Here is a 16,674-nt window from a genome sequence, read left to right on the forward strand (position 1 = left end):
CCGCCATGACTATAGCGCGGCAGCGCTATGGTAAAGGGAGATTGCGCAACCGGTTTGATCCGGCCAAGGCCCCTGCCCTGCCGGTGTGTTCCTGTCTTGCTATGGTCTGCTGCCTGTCCTTCAGGCTGGAAGGTGCAGATTGGCGGCGCCGCCAAGGGGCGGAGGCGGGACGGGAGGTTCCTCCCGCACGCTGAACGTTGTCTCTGCGCGCCCTTGCCAAAGGGCCCTGTTCCTGGGTGCCGGGGATGTCAGGCCCGGCAATGACCGCGATCAGGAGAGAGCATGGCATATGCGGTTTAAGATGCGGTGACAGGGGCGTACGCAGGGAACGCAACACCCCGGCCGGTGCGCCTTGGAGCAGCAGCTGCGCAGTGAGTATTTATGCAAAGAAGAAGAAACAGGATGCCGCTTCTTCTTTGTCCAAATACTCAAACCCTGCACTGTGCAAGTCAGGCTGAAGGGGGCGGCGGTGCGAGCCGTCAGCCGCGGGCGGCGTGGGCCGCCTTGGTGAAGGCGTCGACCAGGCCCGCATCTTTTTCGCCCGGCGCGCTTTCGACGCCGGAAGACACATCGACCTGCCGGGCGCCGGTCATGCGGATGGCCTCACCCACGTTTTCCGGCGTCAGCCCGCCAGCCAGCATCCAAGGCTTTTGCCAGTATTTGCGCCCCGCCAGCAGCCGCCAGTCGAAGGCGAGGCCGTTGCCGCCGGGCAGTTCTGCCTCCTTGGGCGGCTTGGCGTCGATCAAGAGCTGGTCGGCCACCTGTTCATAAAGCGCGATCTGGGGAATGTCGGCGGCATCGGCAATGCCCACCGCCTTCATCACCGGCAGGCCGTAGCGGGCGCGCACCTCGGCCACGCGTTCCGGGCTTTCCTTGCCATGGAGCTGCAGCATGTCGAGCGGCACCGCGCCGGTGATGGCGTCCAGATCATCGTCGGAGGCATTCACCGTCAGCGCCACCTTGCACAGCCCGATGGGCGCCTCGACCGCCAGCGCGGCGGCCTGGGCGATAGAGACGTTGCGCGGCGATTTCGGGAAGAACACAAAACCCGCATAGGCCGCCCCGGCCGCGGCCACGGCTGCCACATCCTGCGGCGTGCTGAGCCCGCAGATCTTGACCCGGATGTCACTCATGGCTGGCTCAGTTCGCGTCTTCGAGAAGCGCCAGGACCTCGTCCTTGCCTTCGTTCTTCTGCTTCTTGAGGCGGGTCACCTCGCGGTTCAGCTTGCGCGCCTCGCGGGCCTTCTGGGCGGCCTCGCTGCGGTGCTTGTGCTCGCGCAGCCATTCCCAAAGGAAGCCGATCACCAGCCCGGCACCAACCCCGCCCAGCACCACCACAAAGAGCGGCAGCGCGATGCTGTAGTTGAAGCCGAACAGCTCCGCCAATGCCGCAGGCATCAGTTTCAGCTCGACCACCGTGCTGTTGGCCAGACAGACGGACACCAGCACAACGGCCAGTGCCCCAAGAACCGCGTAGCGAATGTAACGCATCAGGCTTTCCCGTTCAGGCGGTCCCTCAAGAGTTTACCCGTCTTGAAGAACGGCACATGTTTTTCCTCGACATTGACCGTCTCGCCGGTGCGGGGATTGCGGCCGACGCGCGCGTCCCGCTTCTTGACCGAAAAGGCGCCGAAGCCGCGCAGTTCGACCCGGTCGCCGCGCGCCATGGCATCGGTCACTTCCTCGAACACCGTGTTCACGATCCTCTCTACATCCCGCTGATACAGGTGCGGGTTTTCGTCTGCAATCTTCTGAATCAACTCAGAGCGGATCATGTTCTTTTTCCTCCCAGGATGCCGGTATGTTCTGGCTATTATTCTGAGAGTATAGGAAAAATTCGCGCGCGGGGGAACAAAATGCCGCAGGTTTGACGGCCAAATCGGCGGCTCTTCACCACCTTTTCAGGCTGCAAGGGCCCAATCCAGGGCGGCAAGGCGCCGCCGCAGCGCGGCATCGGCGCCGGTGCGCCGGCCAAGGCCCGCTTGATTCGCGGCGGCCGCGGCCTGCCGCCTTCAGTGCCCTGAAACCGGCACCTCACGAGGCCGGGCGCGCCGGATGCGGCATGCCGGGCGGGCAGATGCCGCATATGAAACTATATTTCCGCAAAGTAAAACTTTTTTATTGTAAAGCGCCCCGCATCGCTCATCCTTTCCATAACCAGCCGCGTCAGAAGAGCTGACCGGGTCTGGTCCCAATCGAACCGGCGCGCCCGCTCTTTGGCGGCAACGGGCGCCGGCCTGTCAAAGCTGGTGGCAAACAACCGGCAGGACGGCAAACCAACTTGGAGAGAACTAATAATGCCATTGGACATGAGCACGATACATGTACAGCAAGTCACCCTGAATTCCCTGGTGCAGAACATCCTGTATGCATCGGGTATCGTCGGGGCCATCCTGGTCGTCGTCGGCCTGCTGCTGATCGACGCGGGCACCGCGCGGCGGCGGAACCTGTTCAACTCGACCATCGAGAAGACGCTGGGGTTCTTCCTCGGCTTTGCCACCTATTACGTCATCGGTTTCGGCCTGTGGGCCGGGCAGTATTACATCATGGAAGGCGCGACCATGATGGATTCGATCAAGGACTGGTGGCTGGGCGGCGCCATGACCAATGCGCTGGCGCATCACACCGACCCGGCGACCTTCCCGGGGCTGAACACCTTCCAGATCTTCATCTTCTTCCTGGCGGTGTTTGCGGGCATCATCAACATTCTGCTGCATTTCGCGGTGTCGGAGCGGATGAAGGCCTCGGCCTATTTCATCACCTGCGTCGTGGCCGCGGTGGTGTCCTCGGCGCTCAGCTGGGCGACCTGGGGCTCGGTCGGGCCGCTGACCAATGCGGGCTTCCACGACTTCTTCGGCGTCGGCTTTGTCTACCTGTTCCCGGCCGGCATGGCGCTGGTGTTCACCCCCAAGCTGGGCGCCCGCCCCGGCATGATGGCGCCGCATCCGCGGATCTCGGCCTATCTGGCGCCGAGCATCGGGCTGTGCGCGCCGGGCCTGCTGCTGATCTTTGCCGGCCTGCCGATGGTGATCCTGTCCTGCCTGTTCTTCTTTGACCCCGAGGCGCTGGCGGTCAGCGTCACCATGGCCGACACCAGCGTCGGCATCGCCATCAACAACTACGCCATGGTCTGGGCCGGCGGCGCCATCACCGGGCTGCTGATCGCCTATGCCACCGGCAAATACGCCTATACCCTGCTGGGGCCGCTGGCGGGCTATGTCGCAGGCGCATCCGGCTTTGATGTCTACCTGCCCTGGCAGGCCTTCATCGTCGGCCTGGTGGCGCCGTTTGCGGCCTATGCTGTCTATGAGTTCACCCTGAAGCGCGGCATCGACGAGCACAAGCTGTTCCCGCTGTTCCTGGGCTGCGGCACCCTGGGCATGGTGCTGCTGGGCCTGTTCAAGGCCGGCACCCCGCGCGGCGGCTACTTCGGGATCGAGGAAGGCGCCTATGCGTTCCAGCACGGTGAAATCTCGCTGGTGATGCAGCTGGTGGGCACTGCCGTCTGCATCGGCGCCGGGGTAGTCACGGCACTGATCCTGGCCTTCATCCTGGAGCGGACGGTTGGCCTGAAGGTCTCCGAGGACGACCAGATCGACGGGCTGGACGGCAAGAACTGGGACCTGGAGCCGGATGTTGTCACCCACGCGGACAGCACCCAGCACGCCGCCTGATCCCGCACATGATGCGAAAGGCCCCGGCAACCGCCGGGGCCTTTTTTCGTGTCCGCAGGCCTGAAATCCCGAGAATCGGCTATAGTTGATCTCATCAACATAGAGGAGACGACCATGCTGTACCCGCTTGCCACCCTTGAGGCTGATAAACTGGACGCGATCAAGAGCCTCGAAAAGGACATCGGCAGCCCGGTGGTGGCACTGGCCGGTGTCGAAGCGGATACCGCCGCCCTGCCCGAGGATCAGCTGAAGAAGCTGCAGGAGCTTGAGGCGGAACTGGGCGTCGTGCTGGTGGCCGTGCGGCCGAACTGACGGGTGCCAAAGGGCGAGGCTGGCGCACGGGCGTCAGCGCCGCCCCTCTGCCGCGAGGCCAAAGAAGGTGCCGCCGACAATCAGCCCGGCCCCGATCAGCGTGGTTGCGCTGGCTGGTTCGGACAGCAGCGCCCAGGCCAGCGCAAAGCCGAACAGCGGCTCTGTTCCCATCAGGAAGCTGACCCGCGTAGGGCTGGTGCGCCGGACCGCCGCGTTCTGGACGTAGAAGGCGCCGACGGTGCAGAACAGCGACAGGAAGGCCACGGCCACCCACCCCGCTGTCCCGGCGCTGGCCAGCAGCCCGGCCGGACCCGACTGGGCCAGTATGATCGCCAGAACCAGCCCCGCAACAGTGACAGCCTGCACCGCTGTCAGTGCTGCTGAGGACAGCCCGCTGCCCTCCATCAGGCGTTTGGTCGAAACCACCATCACCGCACGCAGGACCGCAGCAAAGAGAACCAGCAGATCGCCGGCGCCGAAGGCCCCCATGCCGCCCGACAGCACCATAACACCCGCCACCGCCACGGCCGCCCCGGCGATCACCCCGGCAGGCGGCAGGCTCCGCTGCAGGCCGAATTCAAGGAACGGGGTGAAAATTGTGCAGAGCGAGATGATCAGCGCGGTGTTCGTGGCCGTGGTCATCGAAACGCCCCAGGTTTCGGCCAGGAAAATGGCGCGCAGGATGCTTCCGAGCAGAGCTCCGGACAGAATATCCCGCCGGCAGGCCGCGCGCAGGTCGCGGCAAGCCACGGCGGTCATCACAAGCGCGGTCAGCGCAAAGCGGCAGAAGATCAGAAGCAGCACCGGCATATGCTCCAGCGCGCCCTTTGCCACCGGGTAGCTTGCGCCCCAGACCAGTGCCACCCCCAGCACCGCCAGATCGGCCCAGAGTGCGGGCCGCCGGGCCATGAAATTCTCGGATACAGCCATATTTGCCCCCGTTGCGTAAAACGTCAGGAGCGGGATAGGCCGCCGGGAGCCAGGCGATATAGAACGAAAACGCGGTGTCAGCCCCTGGCGTAGGCTGCGGGGGTGATGCCGGTGATGGCCCGGAAGTGGCGGCCCATGTGGCTCTGGTCCGCGAAACCCGCCTGGGCGGCGGCCTCCGCCGGGGAGAGGCCCGCGCGCAGCAGGCGCTTCACGTGCTGGACCTTGCGCTGCAGATGCCAGGCATGGGGCGGCAGGCCGGTGGCGCGCCGGAAGGCGTCGATCGTCTGCCGCCGCCGCAGCCCGGTGATGCGGCAGAGATCGCCCAGCGGCACGTCCTCCTCGACCCGGCTGTGCAGGTAGTCGATGGCGTCGGCGATGCGCCCGGTGGCGTGCGGCTGCGGCCGGGATTCCTGTGGCATCAGTTCGCGCAGCAGGCCGCCCAGCAGCGCATCGAGCGCCACGTCCCGCGCAAGCGTCTGGTCCGATGCGTGCAGAACCTCGTGCAGGGCGGCGAACCGCCGGGCCAGGCCGGGGCGCGCATGGAAGGCGGCGCCGAAATCCAGTGTTCCGGCAGGCGCGCGGCCGGTGATATCTTCCAGAAGCGACCGCATTCCGGCCTCGGGAATGTAGATCATCCGCTGCCGCCAGCCAGCCTCATGCCCGGCACCGCCGTGGTGGACATCGCCGGGCCGCATCGTGACCACCGACCCTTGCGGCACCTGGTTCATGCCCCCGCGGCACCAGACGGCGTGGACACCGCCGTCGATCACGCCGAGGAGGTATTCGTCATGGGCGTGGGGTTTGAAGGTCTGTTTCCGGTAACGCGCGGAGAGGGTTTCAATTCCATAGAAATCCGGCCGGGACCGCATGGTCACCGCCTCTGATTTCCGTTTGGAACCTGCATGTTGCAAGACAAGACACCTGTGCCGCCGACCGGATGATGCTTAGCGCTGCGGGGGCGCCGGGTCAAACGGGGCGTAGCGCCCTTTCCGCACACAAAAAGCCCCGCAGTTGCCTGCGGGGCTTTCCGTTTTCGAGCCGTGAGGCCGGGGACTTATCAGTCGCCCGACTTCAGTGCGGCGCCCAGGATGTCGCCCAGCGATGCGCCGGAGTCCGAGGAGCCATACTGTTCCACTGCTTCTTTCTCTTCCGCGATCTCGCGCGCCTTGATGGACAGGCCCAGGCGGCGGGTCTTGGAGTCGACGTTGGTGACGCGCACGTCGACCTTGTCGCCAACCGAGAAACGCTCGGGGCGCTGGTCGGCACGGTCGCGGGACAGGTCGGAGCGGCGGATGAAGGACTTCATGCCTTCGTATTCCACTTCGATGCCGCCGTCTTCGATCGCGGTCACTTCAACGGTGATCACGGAACCGCGCTTCACGCCGCCCACGGCTTCAGCGAACTTGTCGCCGCCCAGGGCTTTGATCGACAGCGAGATACGCTCTTTGTCGACGTCCACTTCGGAGACAACGGCCTGAACCACGTCGCCTTTGCGGTAGTTCTGGATCGCATCTTCGCCGCGCTCGTCCCAGGACAGGTCGGACAGGTGAACCATGCCGTCGATGTCGCCGTCGAGGCCGATGAACAGACCGAATTCGGTGATGTTCTTGACTTCGCCTTCGACCTGGGTGCCTTCCGGGTGGGTCTCAGCGAAGACTTCCCACGGGTTGCGCATGGTCTGCTTGAGGCCCAGGGACACGCGGCGCTTGGCACCGTCGATTTCCAGAACCATGACGTCGACTTCCTGGGAAGTGGAGACGATTTTGCCCGGGTGGACGTTTTTCTTGGTCCAGGACATTTCGGAGACGTGAACCAGACCTTCGACGCCCGGCTCCAGCTCAACAAATGCACCGTAATCGGTGATGTTGGTGACGCGGCCCTTATGCACGGAGGACAGCGGGTACTTGGCGCCAACCAGATCCCACGGGTCTTCCTGCAGCTGCTTCATGCCCAGGGAGATGCGGTGGGTCTCTTTGTTGATCTTGATGACCTGAACCTTGACGGTTTCGCCGATCGACAGGATCTCGGAGGGGTGGTTCACACGGCGCCATGCCATGTCGGTGACGTGCAGCAGGCCGTCAACGCCGCCCAGGTCAACAAACGCACCGTATTCGGTGATGTTCTTGACGACACCGTCGACTGCCTGGCCTTCGGACAGGTTGCCGATAACTTCGGCGCGCTGCTCGGCGCGGGACTCTTCGAGGATCGCACGGCGGGAGACAACGATGTTGCCGCGGCGGCGGTCCATCTTCAGGATCTGGAACGGCTGCTTCAGACCCATCAGCGGGCCTGCGTCGCGCACGGGGCGCACGTCAACCTGGGAGCCGGGCAGGAAGGCCACGGCGCCGCCGAGGTCGACGGTGAAGCCGCCCTTGACGCGGCCGAAGATCGCGCCTTCGACACGCTGATCGTCTGCGTAGGCTTTTTCCAGGCGGTCCCAGGCTTCCTCGCGGCGGGCCATCTCGCGGGAGATGACGGCTTCGCCACGGGCGTTCTCTGCGGCGCGCAGGAACACTTCGACTTCGTCGCCAACTGCGATTTCAGCCGCTTCGCCGGGGTTTGCGAATTCTTTCAGATCAACGCGGCCTTCCATCTTGTAGCCGACGTCGATGATGGCCTGGCCGGCTTCGATCGCCAGCACCTTGCCTTTGACAACCGAACCTTCGTCCGGGGTGTCCATTTCGAAGCTTTCGTTCAGGAGGGCTTCGAATTCCTCCATCGATGCGTTTTGAGCCATGAGGTCTCAGGTTTCCTTTACTAAGTGTTTCTGGCCATGCGGTTGTCTCCGCCGGTCTTGGTTAAGCCAGTCCAGATCGTGGCCCGGCGCATATCTGATCAAACAAACACAAAGGGCCGAGGTGTTCCTCAGCCCTGCTCAGATATGCCGCCCGGACGTTCGCCGCCCATGTTCTGACAGCGCGCGATATAGGCGGATTCCCGGGTGCGCGCAAGGGAAAAGCCCTGCGGGGCAAGGGGAAGACGCATTTGGGCGGCTGCCCATGCCGGTTTGCCCTGGCGGCCAGCCCGCTGCGCCTGCCCTGCCAGGGTCAGGGTGCCTTGGAGCGGTACTCCTGTTCCAGCAGGACGACACCCACCAGGACATAGTCGGCCGTCGTGCCCTCCCCGCGCAGCGGCAGGTAAACTTCGGTGGTGCTCCGGTACTCCGGCAGCGGGCCGACATAGGGCAGCGAGATCAGCAGCGGGCGGGGGTTGGCGGCCAGTTCGGCAAAGCAGCTCCACATCATGGAGCCGGGGCCGAAGCCGGGATGTTCCGTAAGCCGGGTGCCCGCGAACTTGCTGCTCAGCGTGTTGATGATCTTGTTGCGCACATAGAGAGCCTTGAAATCGCAGGCCTCCCCGGCCTGGGTCCGTTCGATTTCAAAGACCGACAGGATATTCGGCATCGTGGCTGGATAGGGCAGGCCCAATTTGGAAAGCCGCGGGAACGCATCCGCCTCGGACGCGCTTTTCCACAGAAAGAAAAGGGATTTCAGCGCCGGATCCAGCTCACCCACGGAGAAGTCGGCAGTAAACATATAAACAACACCCTCCCCGTGGCACAATCACAGCGAGCGGCACTGGCACCAGACTGCATCTGCCCGGCAAAAAACAGTGCTGCCTTTCCAATGTAGCGCGAAAACAGTGTATTAAAGGTTTCCGCCGGGGAATTTTCTGCCGGCAAACAGAAAGTCGGCGGCAGGCCGCGGAACGGGCCGCCTGCCGCCGGGGTCGGAAATATCAGGCGATTTCGGTCACGATGCTGTCGCGGGATTTGCGCACTTTCTTCATCGGCAGCAGCCAGTCGCCCTCTTCAGCGCGGTAGCCGAGCGGCAGCAGGACGACGGAGCGCAGGCCCTTGTCCTTGAGGCCAAGAATTTCATCGATCTTTTCGGGCGTGAAGCCCTCCATCGGGGTGCTGTCCACTTCCAGCTCAGCCGCGGCAGCCAGCGCAAAGCCCAGCGCGATGTAGGCCTGGCGGGCGGCGTGGTCGTGGTTGGTGCGCTCCTCGCGCGGCAGGTAGGTCGCCTTGAGATTGTCGTAATACTGGTTCAGCATCGGGATCTCACCGCGCTCCTCGGTCATCTGGCGGGTCACCGCGTCGATCCGGTCCTCGGAGTAATTGTCCCAGGCGGCAAAGACGATGAGATGCGAGCCGTCGGTGATCTGGGCCTGATCCCAGGCGTGCGGACGGATCTGCGCGCGGATTTCCGGGCTGGTGATCACGAAGACCTCAAACGGCTGGGTGCCGGAGGAGGTCGGCGCCATGCGGATCGCCTCGATGATCTGGTCGACCTTTTCCTGCGGGACCGCCTTGGAGGGGTCCATCTTCTTGGTGGCGTAGCGCCAGTTCAGCTTCTCGATCAGGGAGCTCTTGCTCATGTGTCCGGTCCTTTCGCGGCCTTGTGTGACAGGTGGTATAAATTTGTAACCGGCTATATAAGTGGTACCGGAAAGGGCACAAGAAGGCACATTTCTGAGCCCCGGTTACACGGAAGGAACCACCATGGCAGAGGCGCAATGCCCGGAATGCGGGCGCATCAATGAGGTGCTGTCGCGGGTCGGCGACCGCTGGAGCGTGCTGATCGTGATCTCATTGGCGCAATACGGCGTGCTGCGGTTCAATGAGCTGAAGCGGCATCTGGGGATTTCCCAGCGGATGCTGAGCCTTACCCTGCGCGAGCTGGAGCGTGACGGGCTGGTGAGCCGCACCTATCACCCGACAATCCCGCCCAAGGTGGAATACGCGCTGACGCCGCTGGGGGAATCGTTCCGCGAACCGGTCAAGGCGCTGGGGCTGTGGGCGCTGGAGCATCTGCCGGTGATTGATGCGGCGCGGGCGGAATATGATGCCGCCGCGGAGGCGGAGAAGAAAACCGCCTGACACAGCGGGCCGCGGCAGCTAGTCCCGGAACGCCCAGACGCGCGCGTCCCGTTTCAGCATCGCCTGTTCAGCGGCGTCCAGCCGGGCGGCCGCAGCAGCGGGATCACGGCTGCCGCCCGCCCTGGTCCAGATCCTGAGCGCCGAGGCCGGGCTCCAGGGCAGGCAGGCCGAGGCCAGCCACTGCCGCAGCCCCGGCGGCAGCGCGTCATAGGCCTGCATCGGATCCCCTGCCCTGCGCCGCCGTTTCAGGCGGGAGTTCAGGTTGCGGCACGCCCTGCGGTCAGCCATTGCGGCGCCAGCTTGGGAAGGGGTCCTCCAGGGAGGCCCAGGCCGGATCGAATCCATTTGCCGTTTCCGGCATCAGGCAGGCGTCGAGCCGCGCGGTGGTGGCTTCCTTGTCGAGGCCTGCACCGATGAAGACCAGTTCCTGGCGCCGGTCGCCCCAGGTCTCATCCCAGTTCTGCAGGAATTCGCGCCGGGCCTCAGGATGCGTGGGCCAGCGTTCCGTTGGCACCGCCGCCCACCACAGGCCCAGCGGGCGGACCGAGGAGATGGCGCCGGCCAGCGAGAATTCAGCGGCCCATTCCGGGCGGGTGGCCAGCCAGAAATGACCCTTGGCGCGGATCACGCCGGGCAGGTCGCCATTCAGCAGCGCATGGATCTTGGCAGGATCAAAGGGGCGTTTGGCGCGGTAGACAAAGGAGGAGATGCCGTATTCCTCGGTTTCCGGCACATGGTGCTCAAACCCATAGAGCTCCTTGGCCCAGAGGGGGTGCTCGTGGGCCTTGTCAAAGTCGAAGCGGCCGGTGTCGAAGATGCGGTCTCCGTCAACTTCGGAGAAGTCGGTCTGGATCACCTCGGCATCCGGGTTCAGCGCCTTGATCACCAGCATCGCCGCTTCGGTCTGGGCCGGGCCCGCCTCAGTCACCTTGTTCAGAATGATGACGTTGGAAAATTCGATCTGGTCGGTCAGCAGATTGACCAGGGTGCGGTCGTCCTCCTCGCCCAGGCTTTCGCCGCGGTCGCTGAGGAAATCATGGCTGGAAAAGTCCTTCAGCAGGTTCACCGCATCGACCACGGTCACCATGGTGTCGAGGCGCGCCACGTCCGAGAGGCTCTGCCCTTCGGCATCACGGAAATCGAAGGTTGCGGCCACCGGCAGCGGCTCGGCAATGCCGGTGCTTTCAATCAGCAGGTAATCGAACCGCCCTTCGCCCGCGAGACGGCGCACCTCCTGCAGCAGGTCGTCGCGCAGGGTGCAGCAGATGCAGCCGTTGGTCATTTCCACCAGCTTTTCATCCTGGCGCGACAGTTCCGTTTCACCGCGCACCAGATCGGCGTCGATGTTCACTTCGCTCATGTCGTTGACGATCACCGCAACCCGGCGGCCCGCGCGGTTGTTCAGGACGTGGTTCAAAAGCGTGGTCTTACCCGCTCCGAGGAAGCCCGAGAGCACGGTTACCGGCAGCCTGCTGTCTGTCATGCGCGTTTCCTTTATGTTATATCATAACAATCACCGGAGCGGAAATAGCAGCCTGTTCCGCAGCCCGCAACCCTGGAAGCAGCAGAGCAGCCGGAGCGCAAAGGGGCATTCTGCCGCCCGGATGCCGCAAACGGGCATTCAGGCGCTGTGTTTTGCCGCCAGTCTGGGGCCAATCCAAAAGGGGAGGACAGCATGACCCAACCGCCGAATTTCCTGGTCATCATCTCGGATGAGCACCGCAAGGATGCGATGGGCTGCGCGGGCCATCCCATCGTGAAGACCCCGAACCTGGATGCATTGGCGGCGCGCGGCACGATGTTCACTGCGGCCTATACGCCCTCCCCCATGTGCGTGCCGACCCGGGCGGCGCTGGCCACCGGAGACTGGGTGCACAGGACCGGGCATTGGGACAGCGCGACGCCCTACGCCGGAACCCCGCGCAGCTGGATGCATCAGCTGAGGGAGGCGGGGCGCGAGGTGGTCTCGATCGGCAAGCTGCATTTCCGGTCTGCCGAGGACGACAACGGCTTTTCCGGAGAAATCCTGCCGATGCATGTGGTCGGAGGCGTCGGCTGGGCGATTGGCCTGCTGCGGGAAAACCCGCCGCCCTATGACTCGGCAGCGGAACTGGCGGGTGATGTCGGCACCGGGTCCAGCACCTATACCGACTATGATTTGGCCATCACCGAAGCGGCAGAAGCCTGGCTGGCGGATCCCAAGCGGCAGCAGCAGCCCTGGGCGGCCTTTGTGTCCTTGGTCAGCCCGCACTACCCCCTCACCTGCCCCGAGGAATGGTACAGCCTGTACGACCCGGCAGAGATGGACCTGCCGGTGGGCTATGGCAAAGGGCTGCCGGAGCATGAGGAGCTGCGCAACATCGCGGGTTTCTTCAACTACGATGATTACTTCGACGAACAGAAGATGCGCGAGGCCAAGGCCGCCTATTACGGGCTGACGTCCTTCATGGACCATTGCGCGGGCCGGGTGATCCGGGCGCTGGAGGCCAGCGGCCAGCTGGAGAACACGGTGATCCTCTATGTGTCGGATCATGGCGACATGATGGGGGATCAGGGGTTCTGGACCAAGCAGGTCATGTATGAGCAATCCGCCGGGGTGCCGATGATCGCCGCCGGGCCGGGGATTGCGGCGGGGCAAAAGGTGGCGACCTGCACCAGCCTGACCGACATCGCCGCCACCGCGCACGAGGTTTGCGGCTTGGCGGAGGATGCGGAGCTACCGGGCGTGTCGCTGCGCGCGATTGCCAATGCTCCCTATGACGAGAGCCGCACCGGGTTCAGCGAATACCACGACGGCGGCTCCAGAACCGGCGCTTTCATGGTGCGCTGGGGCAAGTGGAAATATGTCCACTACGCCGGAATGCCGCCGCAGCTGTTCGACCTGGAGGGTGATCCGCATGAGCAGGCGGACCGGGCAATGGACGGAGGGAAAGACCCGCAGATCAAAGCAGCCCTGGCGGAGGGCGAGCGGCGGCTGCGGGCGATCTGCGATCCCGAAGAAGTGAACGCCCGCGCTTTTGCCGATCAGCGCCGCAGGATTGCGGAACTGGGCGGCGAGGAGGCCTGCCGCACGGCTTACGTGTTCAACCACACGCCGACGCCGGACGAGCAGGACAAGATGCGCGAGGGCTCTCCGTTGTAGCTCTTGCCGCCCGCCCTGCCCTTGCCTAGGGTCGCGGGCGGGAGGGCCGTGCCATGACATTGGAAGAGGCAATTGCAACCCAACCGCTGTGGGTGCAGGTCTGGGTCAACATCCTGTTTCTGGGCGCCTTTGTGCTGCCGCTGGCGCTGCTGATCTGGAGGACCAGCCGGATCGCGGGACTGGTAACAGTGGCGGTCAGTGTGCTGGCGGCAGGCGGGGTCTACTGGATCTACGGGCAGCTCGGCTATGTGCGGCTGCTTGGGCTGCCGCATATCCTTTTCTGGACACCGCTGATTTTCTGGCTGTGGCGCCAGCAGGCGCGCCCGGATATGCCCATCTGGCCGCGGCGGATCATTCTGACGGTGTGCGCGGTGATCGTGGTCTCGCTGGTATTCGATTACGCGGATGCGGCGCGCTATCTGCTGGGCGAGCGGCAGCCGTTCTGAGCTGCCGCCGCCTCGCGCGCAAAAGTTTTTTCAAAACTTTTGGCAATTTTCTTATCTAAGAAAATTGCACCGCCTGCCGCTTACAAATCGATTTCCAGCACCCCGCCCGGCTCCAGCGCACGGGACTGGCAAAGTATGATCGCCCCTTCGCGCTGCTTGTTGGAGAGCACGAAATCGCGGTGCTCCGCCGCGCCCGAGAGCAGCCCGCATTTGCAGACGCCGCAGATGCCGTCGGAGCACTTGACGTCCACATGGATGCCGCTTTCGGCCAAAGCCTCTGTAGCGGTCTGCTCTGCTGGCACCCGGATCTCGCCGCCCGTTTTAGCCAGCTTCAGGGTGAAGGGATGGTCCTCATACTCTGGCTGCTCCGGTACTGAGAAATATTCCATATGCCGCGCTTCTTCGGGGAAGCCATTGGTTTCGGCCGCATCCAAAACCGCCTGCATGTAGATCTCCGGCCCGCAGGTGTAGACATGGCTGCCCGGCGCGTATTGCAGCACTTCGTCCAGGTCTGCGCGGGTGCCCTGGTCGGAAAAATGCAGGTGCACTTTGTCTGACCAAGGGACGTTCTGCAGGTCTTGCAGGAAACCCGCATTTGCCTGTTTCGAGCAAGAGTAGCGGAACTCAAAGTCCCGGCCCAGCGCGTGCAGACGGTGGGCCATGGCAATCATCGGCGTCACCCCGATGCCGCCGCCCATCAAGTAGGATTTGGCAGCATCCTCGACCAGAGGGAAGTGGTTGATGGGCTTGGAGATGAAGACCATGCGCCCCTCTTCGAAGATGCGGTGCATCAGCTTGGAACCGCCGCGGCCCTCGTCCTCGCGCAGCACCGCGATCTGGTATTTCGAGCGGTCTGCCGGGTCGCCGGACAGCGAGTATTGGCGGAAAAACTCCGGGGCCACCACCACGTCGATATGGGCGCCTGCAGAGGCCGGGGGCAGCGGAGCACCATCCGGCAGGGAGAACTCGTACTTGGAGACCGCGTCCGTCATGTGCTCAACCTTCGACAGACGCACCCGCATCACCGGAGCGTCGCCCTGACCGGCTGAATAGACATGCTCCGGCGGCAGGCTCGCGGCGCGGCGGCGCTTGTGCTCCGTCGCCGGGATCATGGCCTGATAGGCGGCAATCCCGGCCTCGCGGTCCATCGGCGCAGGCCAGGCATAGGGCGGCGGTGCCAGTGGCGCCGGGTAGACCGCCAGGGTCTGGTCTTCGAACTTCAGGTCCAGGTCCTTGGACAGCTTGCGGGCGTTCACAGGATGCTGGGAGAGAGCATACGGCCCCTCCGCCACCATCTCCAGGTCCCACCACCATTTTTTAGTGCCGTTCACCTCGCCATTGCCCAGCGCGTCGTCGAGTTTTGCAAGCAGCGGCGCGCTGCCCGGCAGGTTCATCGCAGCCCAGCGGAACGGTGCCTCGCCAAACAGCCCCTCCAGGTTCCAGGGGCAGGTCTTCATGCAGCGGCCGCACATGGCGCCGCCGGGCACGGTGACCCGGTAGGTGGTGCATTTCTGGCTGTCGGACTTCCAGATCTCGTAGCCGTTGAACATCAGCTTCGGGCCTGCAGTGATGGCGCCGGAGGGGCATTCGCGGGCGCATTTGTTGCAGGCCTCGCAGAACCGCTGCAGGCCAAAGTCGACCGGTTTGTCGTGTGTCATCGGCAGGTTGGTGGTCACCGCGCCGGATTTCAGGCGGGGGCCGAGGAAGGGGTTCAGAATCACCTCGCCGATGCGGGAGACCTCGCCGAGGCCGGACAGCAGCAAGAGCGGCGGCTGCAGCACCTCGCCGTCCATCACCGAATGCACCGGGCAGTATAGCCGAGGTTGCGGATCTGCTGCGCGATCACCCCGCCCAGCAGAGAGAACCGCAGATAAGCCCGCATCGACTGGGCGCAGGCGATCCAGTCATCACCGGAGGCGCCCTCCATGGTTTCGTGGCCCTGGTCGATGATGATGCTGATGGCGTTTTCGTGGTAGGGCGCCAAGGGTTCGCCCGCGGCATCGTGGGAGTAATAGGCCCAGTCCGGGCAACGTGAAATTCCCACCGCATCGCAGCCGAGGAAATAGGCTGCGGCCTTGATATCCGCGGCGTTGCGGGCGGCGTCTGCGGCGCTGGGGTCCACCTGTGGCGTGGCTTCGCCGTCCTGCAGCAGCACGAAGGCCGCGAGGGAGGAGCGGAAGGCAAAGGCGGAGGAGGATTTGCGGACGTAGTTGCCGTTCTTTGCCGCCTCCTGCGGGCCTTTGCCGAGGTCACCGAACAGGGCGCGCGCGAACATGTCGGCGCGTTTCGGTACCCGGGCGACGTTCCTTTCGTCGATATAGGTTGTCGGATCGTCAACCCGTTTCAGGGTCTCAAACGGGTGCGGGCCGTCCATGAAGCGGCGCTTGGCGTAGGGGTCGCGGGTGGCGGCGCTTTTGGCGTGGGCGCCCAGGCCCAGCCGGTACTTGAGGCCAGGCGCCTGCCCCGGCACCAGCGACAAATCAGGTGCCAGTTCCAGCGTGGTGGTGACGGCGGCGATGCCGAAGCGGGCGCCAAGAAAGGGGTTTGTCAGCACGCCGTCCTCATAGGTGGCAAGCCCTGCCTGCACCGCCAGCTTGCCCAAGTGCGCATCCGTGGCGGCGCCGGTGTGGGCGCGAGCCTCCCAGCCCAGAAGACGGATGTAGTTGGCCAGCGTCACCACGGTTTCCGCTGCCCGCAGGCAGGCGCGCTGGTCCTGGGCGTCCGAAAGCCAATCGGTGCCACTTTCCCCGGCTTCGGGGTCGCGGGGGAATTCGTAGACATAGACCAGCGCGTGCGTGTGGTGGCGGCAGTCCGCGGGCGGGGCCTGCATCGCCTCGCGCAAGTTTGCCATCACCACGTCGATACCGGAGGCAAAGGTCTTGGTCTGCTTGCTGCGCAGGGTGTCCGCCAGCGCCGCCACATCCGGGTTCACCAGCGGCGCATCCAGCCAGGCGCCGGAGGGCACCGCGCAGGCGCCCGCCAGCGAGGCGTCGCAGAAGTAGCCGAAGGCCTTCAGGTGATCCGTACGCTCCTGCGGGCTGGCGGGGATCTCGGCGCGTTCCTTCTTCACCAGCCCCTCGCGGGTGGCATCCAGCATCGCTTGATACTCTCGCATCGCGTTGACGATGGAGAGCGGCGCGTCGGGGCGCCGGAAACTGACCTTCGCCAACGGCGGCAGCGCGGCCATCCTGTCCGGCTCTGCCTGCCGCGCCAGCGTCTCCATCGGATACGGCCCCAGATGCACAGGCCGGTTGCGGTAGGAAAACAGTTTGCCCATGAAGTATGGCC

At 64.4% G+C, this 16,674-nt stretch carries 15 protein-coding genes and 1 pseudogene; 5 read left to right on the forward strand and 11 right to left on the reverse strand.

The window, feature by feature from the left end:
* Positions 1-479: 479 nt before the first annotated feature.
* The 3 genes from AC58NV_RS12145 to ihfB are packed head-to-tail and all read right to left on the reverse strand — an operon-like array spanning position 480 to position 1,814.
* Entirely contained in the window at positions 480-1,133 is a 654-nt protein-coding gene (locus tag AC58NV_RS12145) for a phosphoribosylanthranilate isomerase (RefSeq protein WP_497227366.1), read from the reverse strand.
* A 7-nt stretch (positions 1,134-1,140) separates the two neighbouring features.
* Positions 1,141-1,491, reverse strand: coding sequence for a lipopolysaccharide assembly protein LapA domain-containing protein (locus AC58NV_RS12150; RefSeq protein ID WP_497227367.1), 351 nt, complete (start codon positions 1,489-1,491; stop codon positions 1,141-1,143).
* Positions 1,491-1,814: an integration host factor subunit beta gene (ihfB, locus tag AC58NV_RS12155; RefSeq protein ID WP_366662245.1), complete on the reverse strand. Its 324-nt coding sequence runs from the start codon at positions 1,812-1,814 to the stop codon at positions 1,491-1,493. The genes AC58NV_RS12150 and ihfB overlap by 1 nt, the downstream gene beginning before the upstream one ends.
* A 495-nt stretch (positions 1,815-2,309) precedes the next feature.
* Between ihfB and AC58NV_RS12160 the strand changes: the two genes are divergently transcribed.
* A complete protein-coding gene (locus AC58NV_RS12160) occupies positions 2,310-3,674 on the forward strand; it encodes an ammonium transporter (RefSeq protein ID WP_497227368.1) in 1,365 nt (454 codons plus the stop codon).
* A 114-nt stretch (positions 3,675-3,788) separates the two neighbouring features.
* The gene (locus tag AC58NV_RS12165; protein WP_497227369.1) at positions 3,789-3,986 is read left to right on the forward strand and encodes a hypothetical protein; all 198 of its coding nucleotides are present in this window, start codon (positions 3,789-3,791) and stop codon (positions 3,984-3,986) included.
* Positions 3,987-4,019: 33 nt separating this feature from the next.
* On the opposite strand, the gene AC58NV_RS12170 is transcribed toward AC58NV_RS12165, so the two are convergent.
* The 5 genes from AC58NV_RS12170 to AC58NV_RS12190 all read right to left on the reverse strand — a co-directional run bounded on the left by AC58NV_RS12170 (position 4,020) and on the right by AC58NV_RS12190 (position 9,296).
* Positions 4,020-4,916, reverse strand: coding sequence for a DMT family transporter (locus AC58NV_RS12170; protein WP_497227370.1), 897 nt, complete (start codon positions 4,914-4,916; stop codon positions 4,020-4,022).
* A 77-nt stretch (positions 4,917-4,993) separates the two neighbouring features.
* Positions 4,994-5,785 (reverse strand): AraC family ligand binding domain-containing protein, encoded by a 792-nt coding sequence (locus AC58NV_RS12175; protein ID WP_497227371.1) that lies wholly within the window; start codon positions 5,783-5,785, stop codon positions 4,994-4,996.
* 188 nt (positions 5,786-5,973) lie between these two features.
* Positions 5,974-7,653, reverse strand: a complete 1,680-nt coding sequence (rpsA, locus tag AC58NV_RS12180; RefSeq protein ID WP_497227372.1) for a 30S ribosomal protein S1 — start codon at positions 7,651-7,653, stop codon at positions 5,974-5,976.
* Between the two features lie 310 nt (positions 7,654-7,963).
* Entirely contained in the window at positions 7,964-8,452 is a 489-nt protein-coding gene (locus AC58NV_RS12185) for a hypothetical protein (RefSeq protein ID WP_497227373.1), read from the reverse strand.
* Between the two features lie 202 nt (positions 8,453-8,654).
* Positions 8,655-9,296, reverse strand: coding sequence for an NAD(P)H-dependent oxidoreductase (locus tag AC58NV_RS12190; RefSeq protein ID WP_497227374.1), 642 nt, complete (start codon positions 9,294-9,296; stop codon positions 8,655-8,657).
* A 124-nt stretch (positions 9,297-9,420) separates the two neighbouring features.
* Between AC58NV_RS12190 and AC58NV_RS12195 the strand changes: the two genes are divergently transcribed.
* Positions 9,421-9,798, forward strand: coding sequence for a winged helix-turn-helix transcriptional regulator (locus tag AC58NV_RS12195; RefSeq protein WP_366662214.1), 378 nt, complete (start codon positions 9,421-9,423; stop codon positions 9,796-9,798).
* Positions 9,799-9,816: 18 nt separating this feature from the next.
* Here AC58NV_RS12195 and AC58NV_RS12200 read toward each other — a convergent pair whose 3' ends face one another.
* Positions 9,817-10,086, reverse strand: a complete 270-nt coding sequence (locus AC58NV_RS12200; RefSeq protein WP_497227375.1) for a DUF6525 family protein — start codon at positions 10,084-10,086, stop codon at positions 9,817-9,819.
* The gene (locus tag AC58NV_RS12205; RefSeq protein ID WP_497227376.1) at positions 10,079-11,281 is read right to left on the reverse strand and encodes a GTP-binding protein; all 1,203 of its coding nucleotides are present in this window, start codon (positions 11,279-11,281) and stop codon (positions 10,079-10,081) included. Before AC58NV_RS12205 ends, AC58NV_RS12200 begins: the two co-directional genes overlap by 8 nt.
* A 192-nt stretch (positions 11,282-11,473) precedes the next feature.
* Here AC58NV_RS12205 and AC58NV_RS12210 point away from each other — a divergent pair, with 192 nt between their 5' ends.
* Positions 11,474-12,940, forward strand: coding sequence for a sulfatase family protein (locus AC58NV_RS12210; RefSeq protein ID WP_497227377.1), 1,467 nt, complete (start codon positions 11,474-11,476; stop codon positions 12,938-12,940).
* A 53-nt stretch (positions 12,941-12,993) separates the two neighbouring features.
* Complete coding sequence (locus AC58NV_RS12215) at positions 12,994-13,386, forward strand: hypothetical protein (protein ID WP_497227378.1); 393 nt, start codon at positions 12,994-12,996, stop codon at positions 13,384-13,386.
* An 80-nt stretch (positions 13,387-13,466) separates the two neighbouring features.
* Here AC58NV_RS12215 and AC58NV_RS12220 read toward each other — a convergent pair.
* Positions 13,467-16,663 (reverse strand): annotated as a pseudogene (locus AC58NV_RS12220) (2Fe-2S iron-sulfur cluster-binding protein).
* Positions 16,664-16,674: the final 11 nt, after the last annotated feature.

Source organism: Leisingera sp. ANG49, assembly GCF_059694505.1.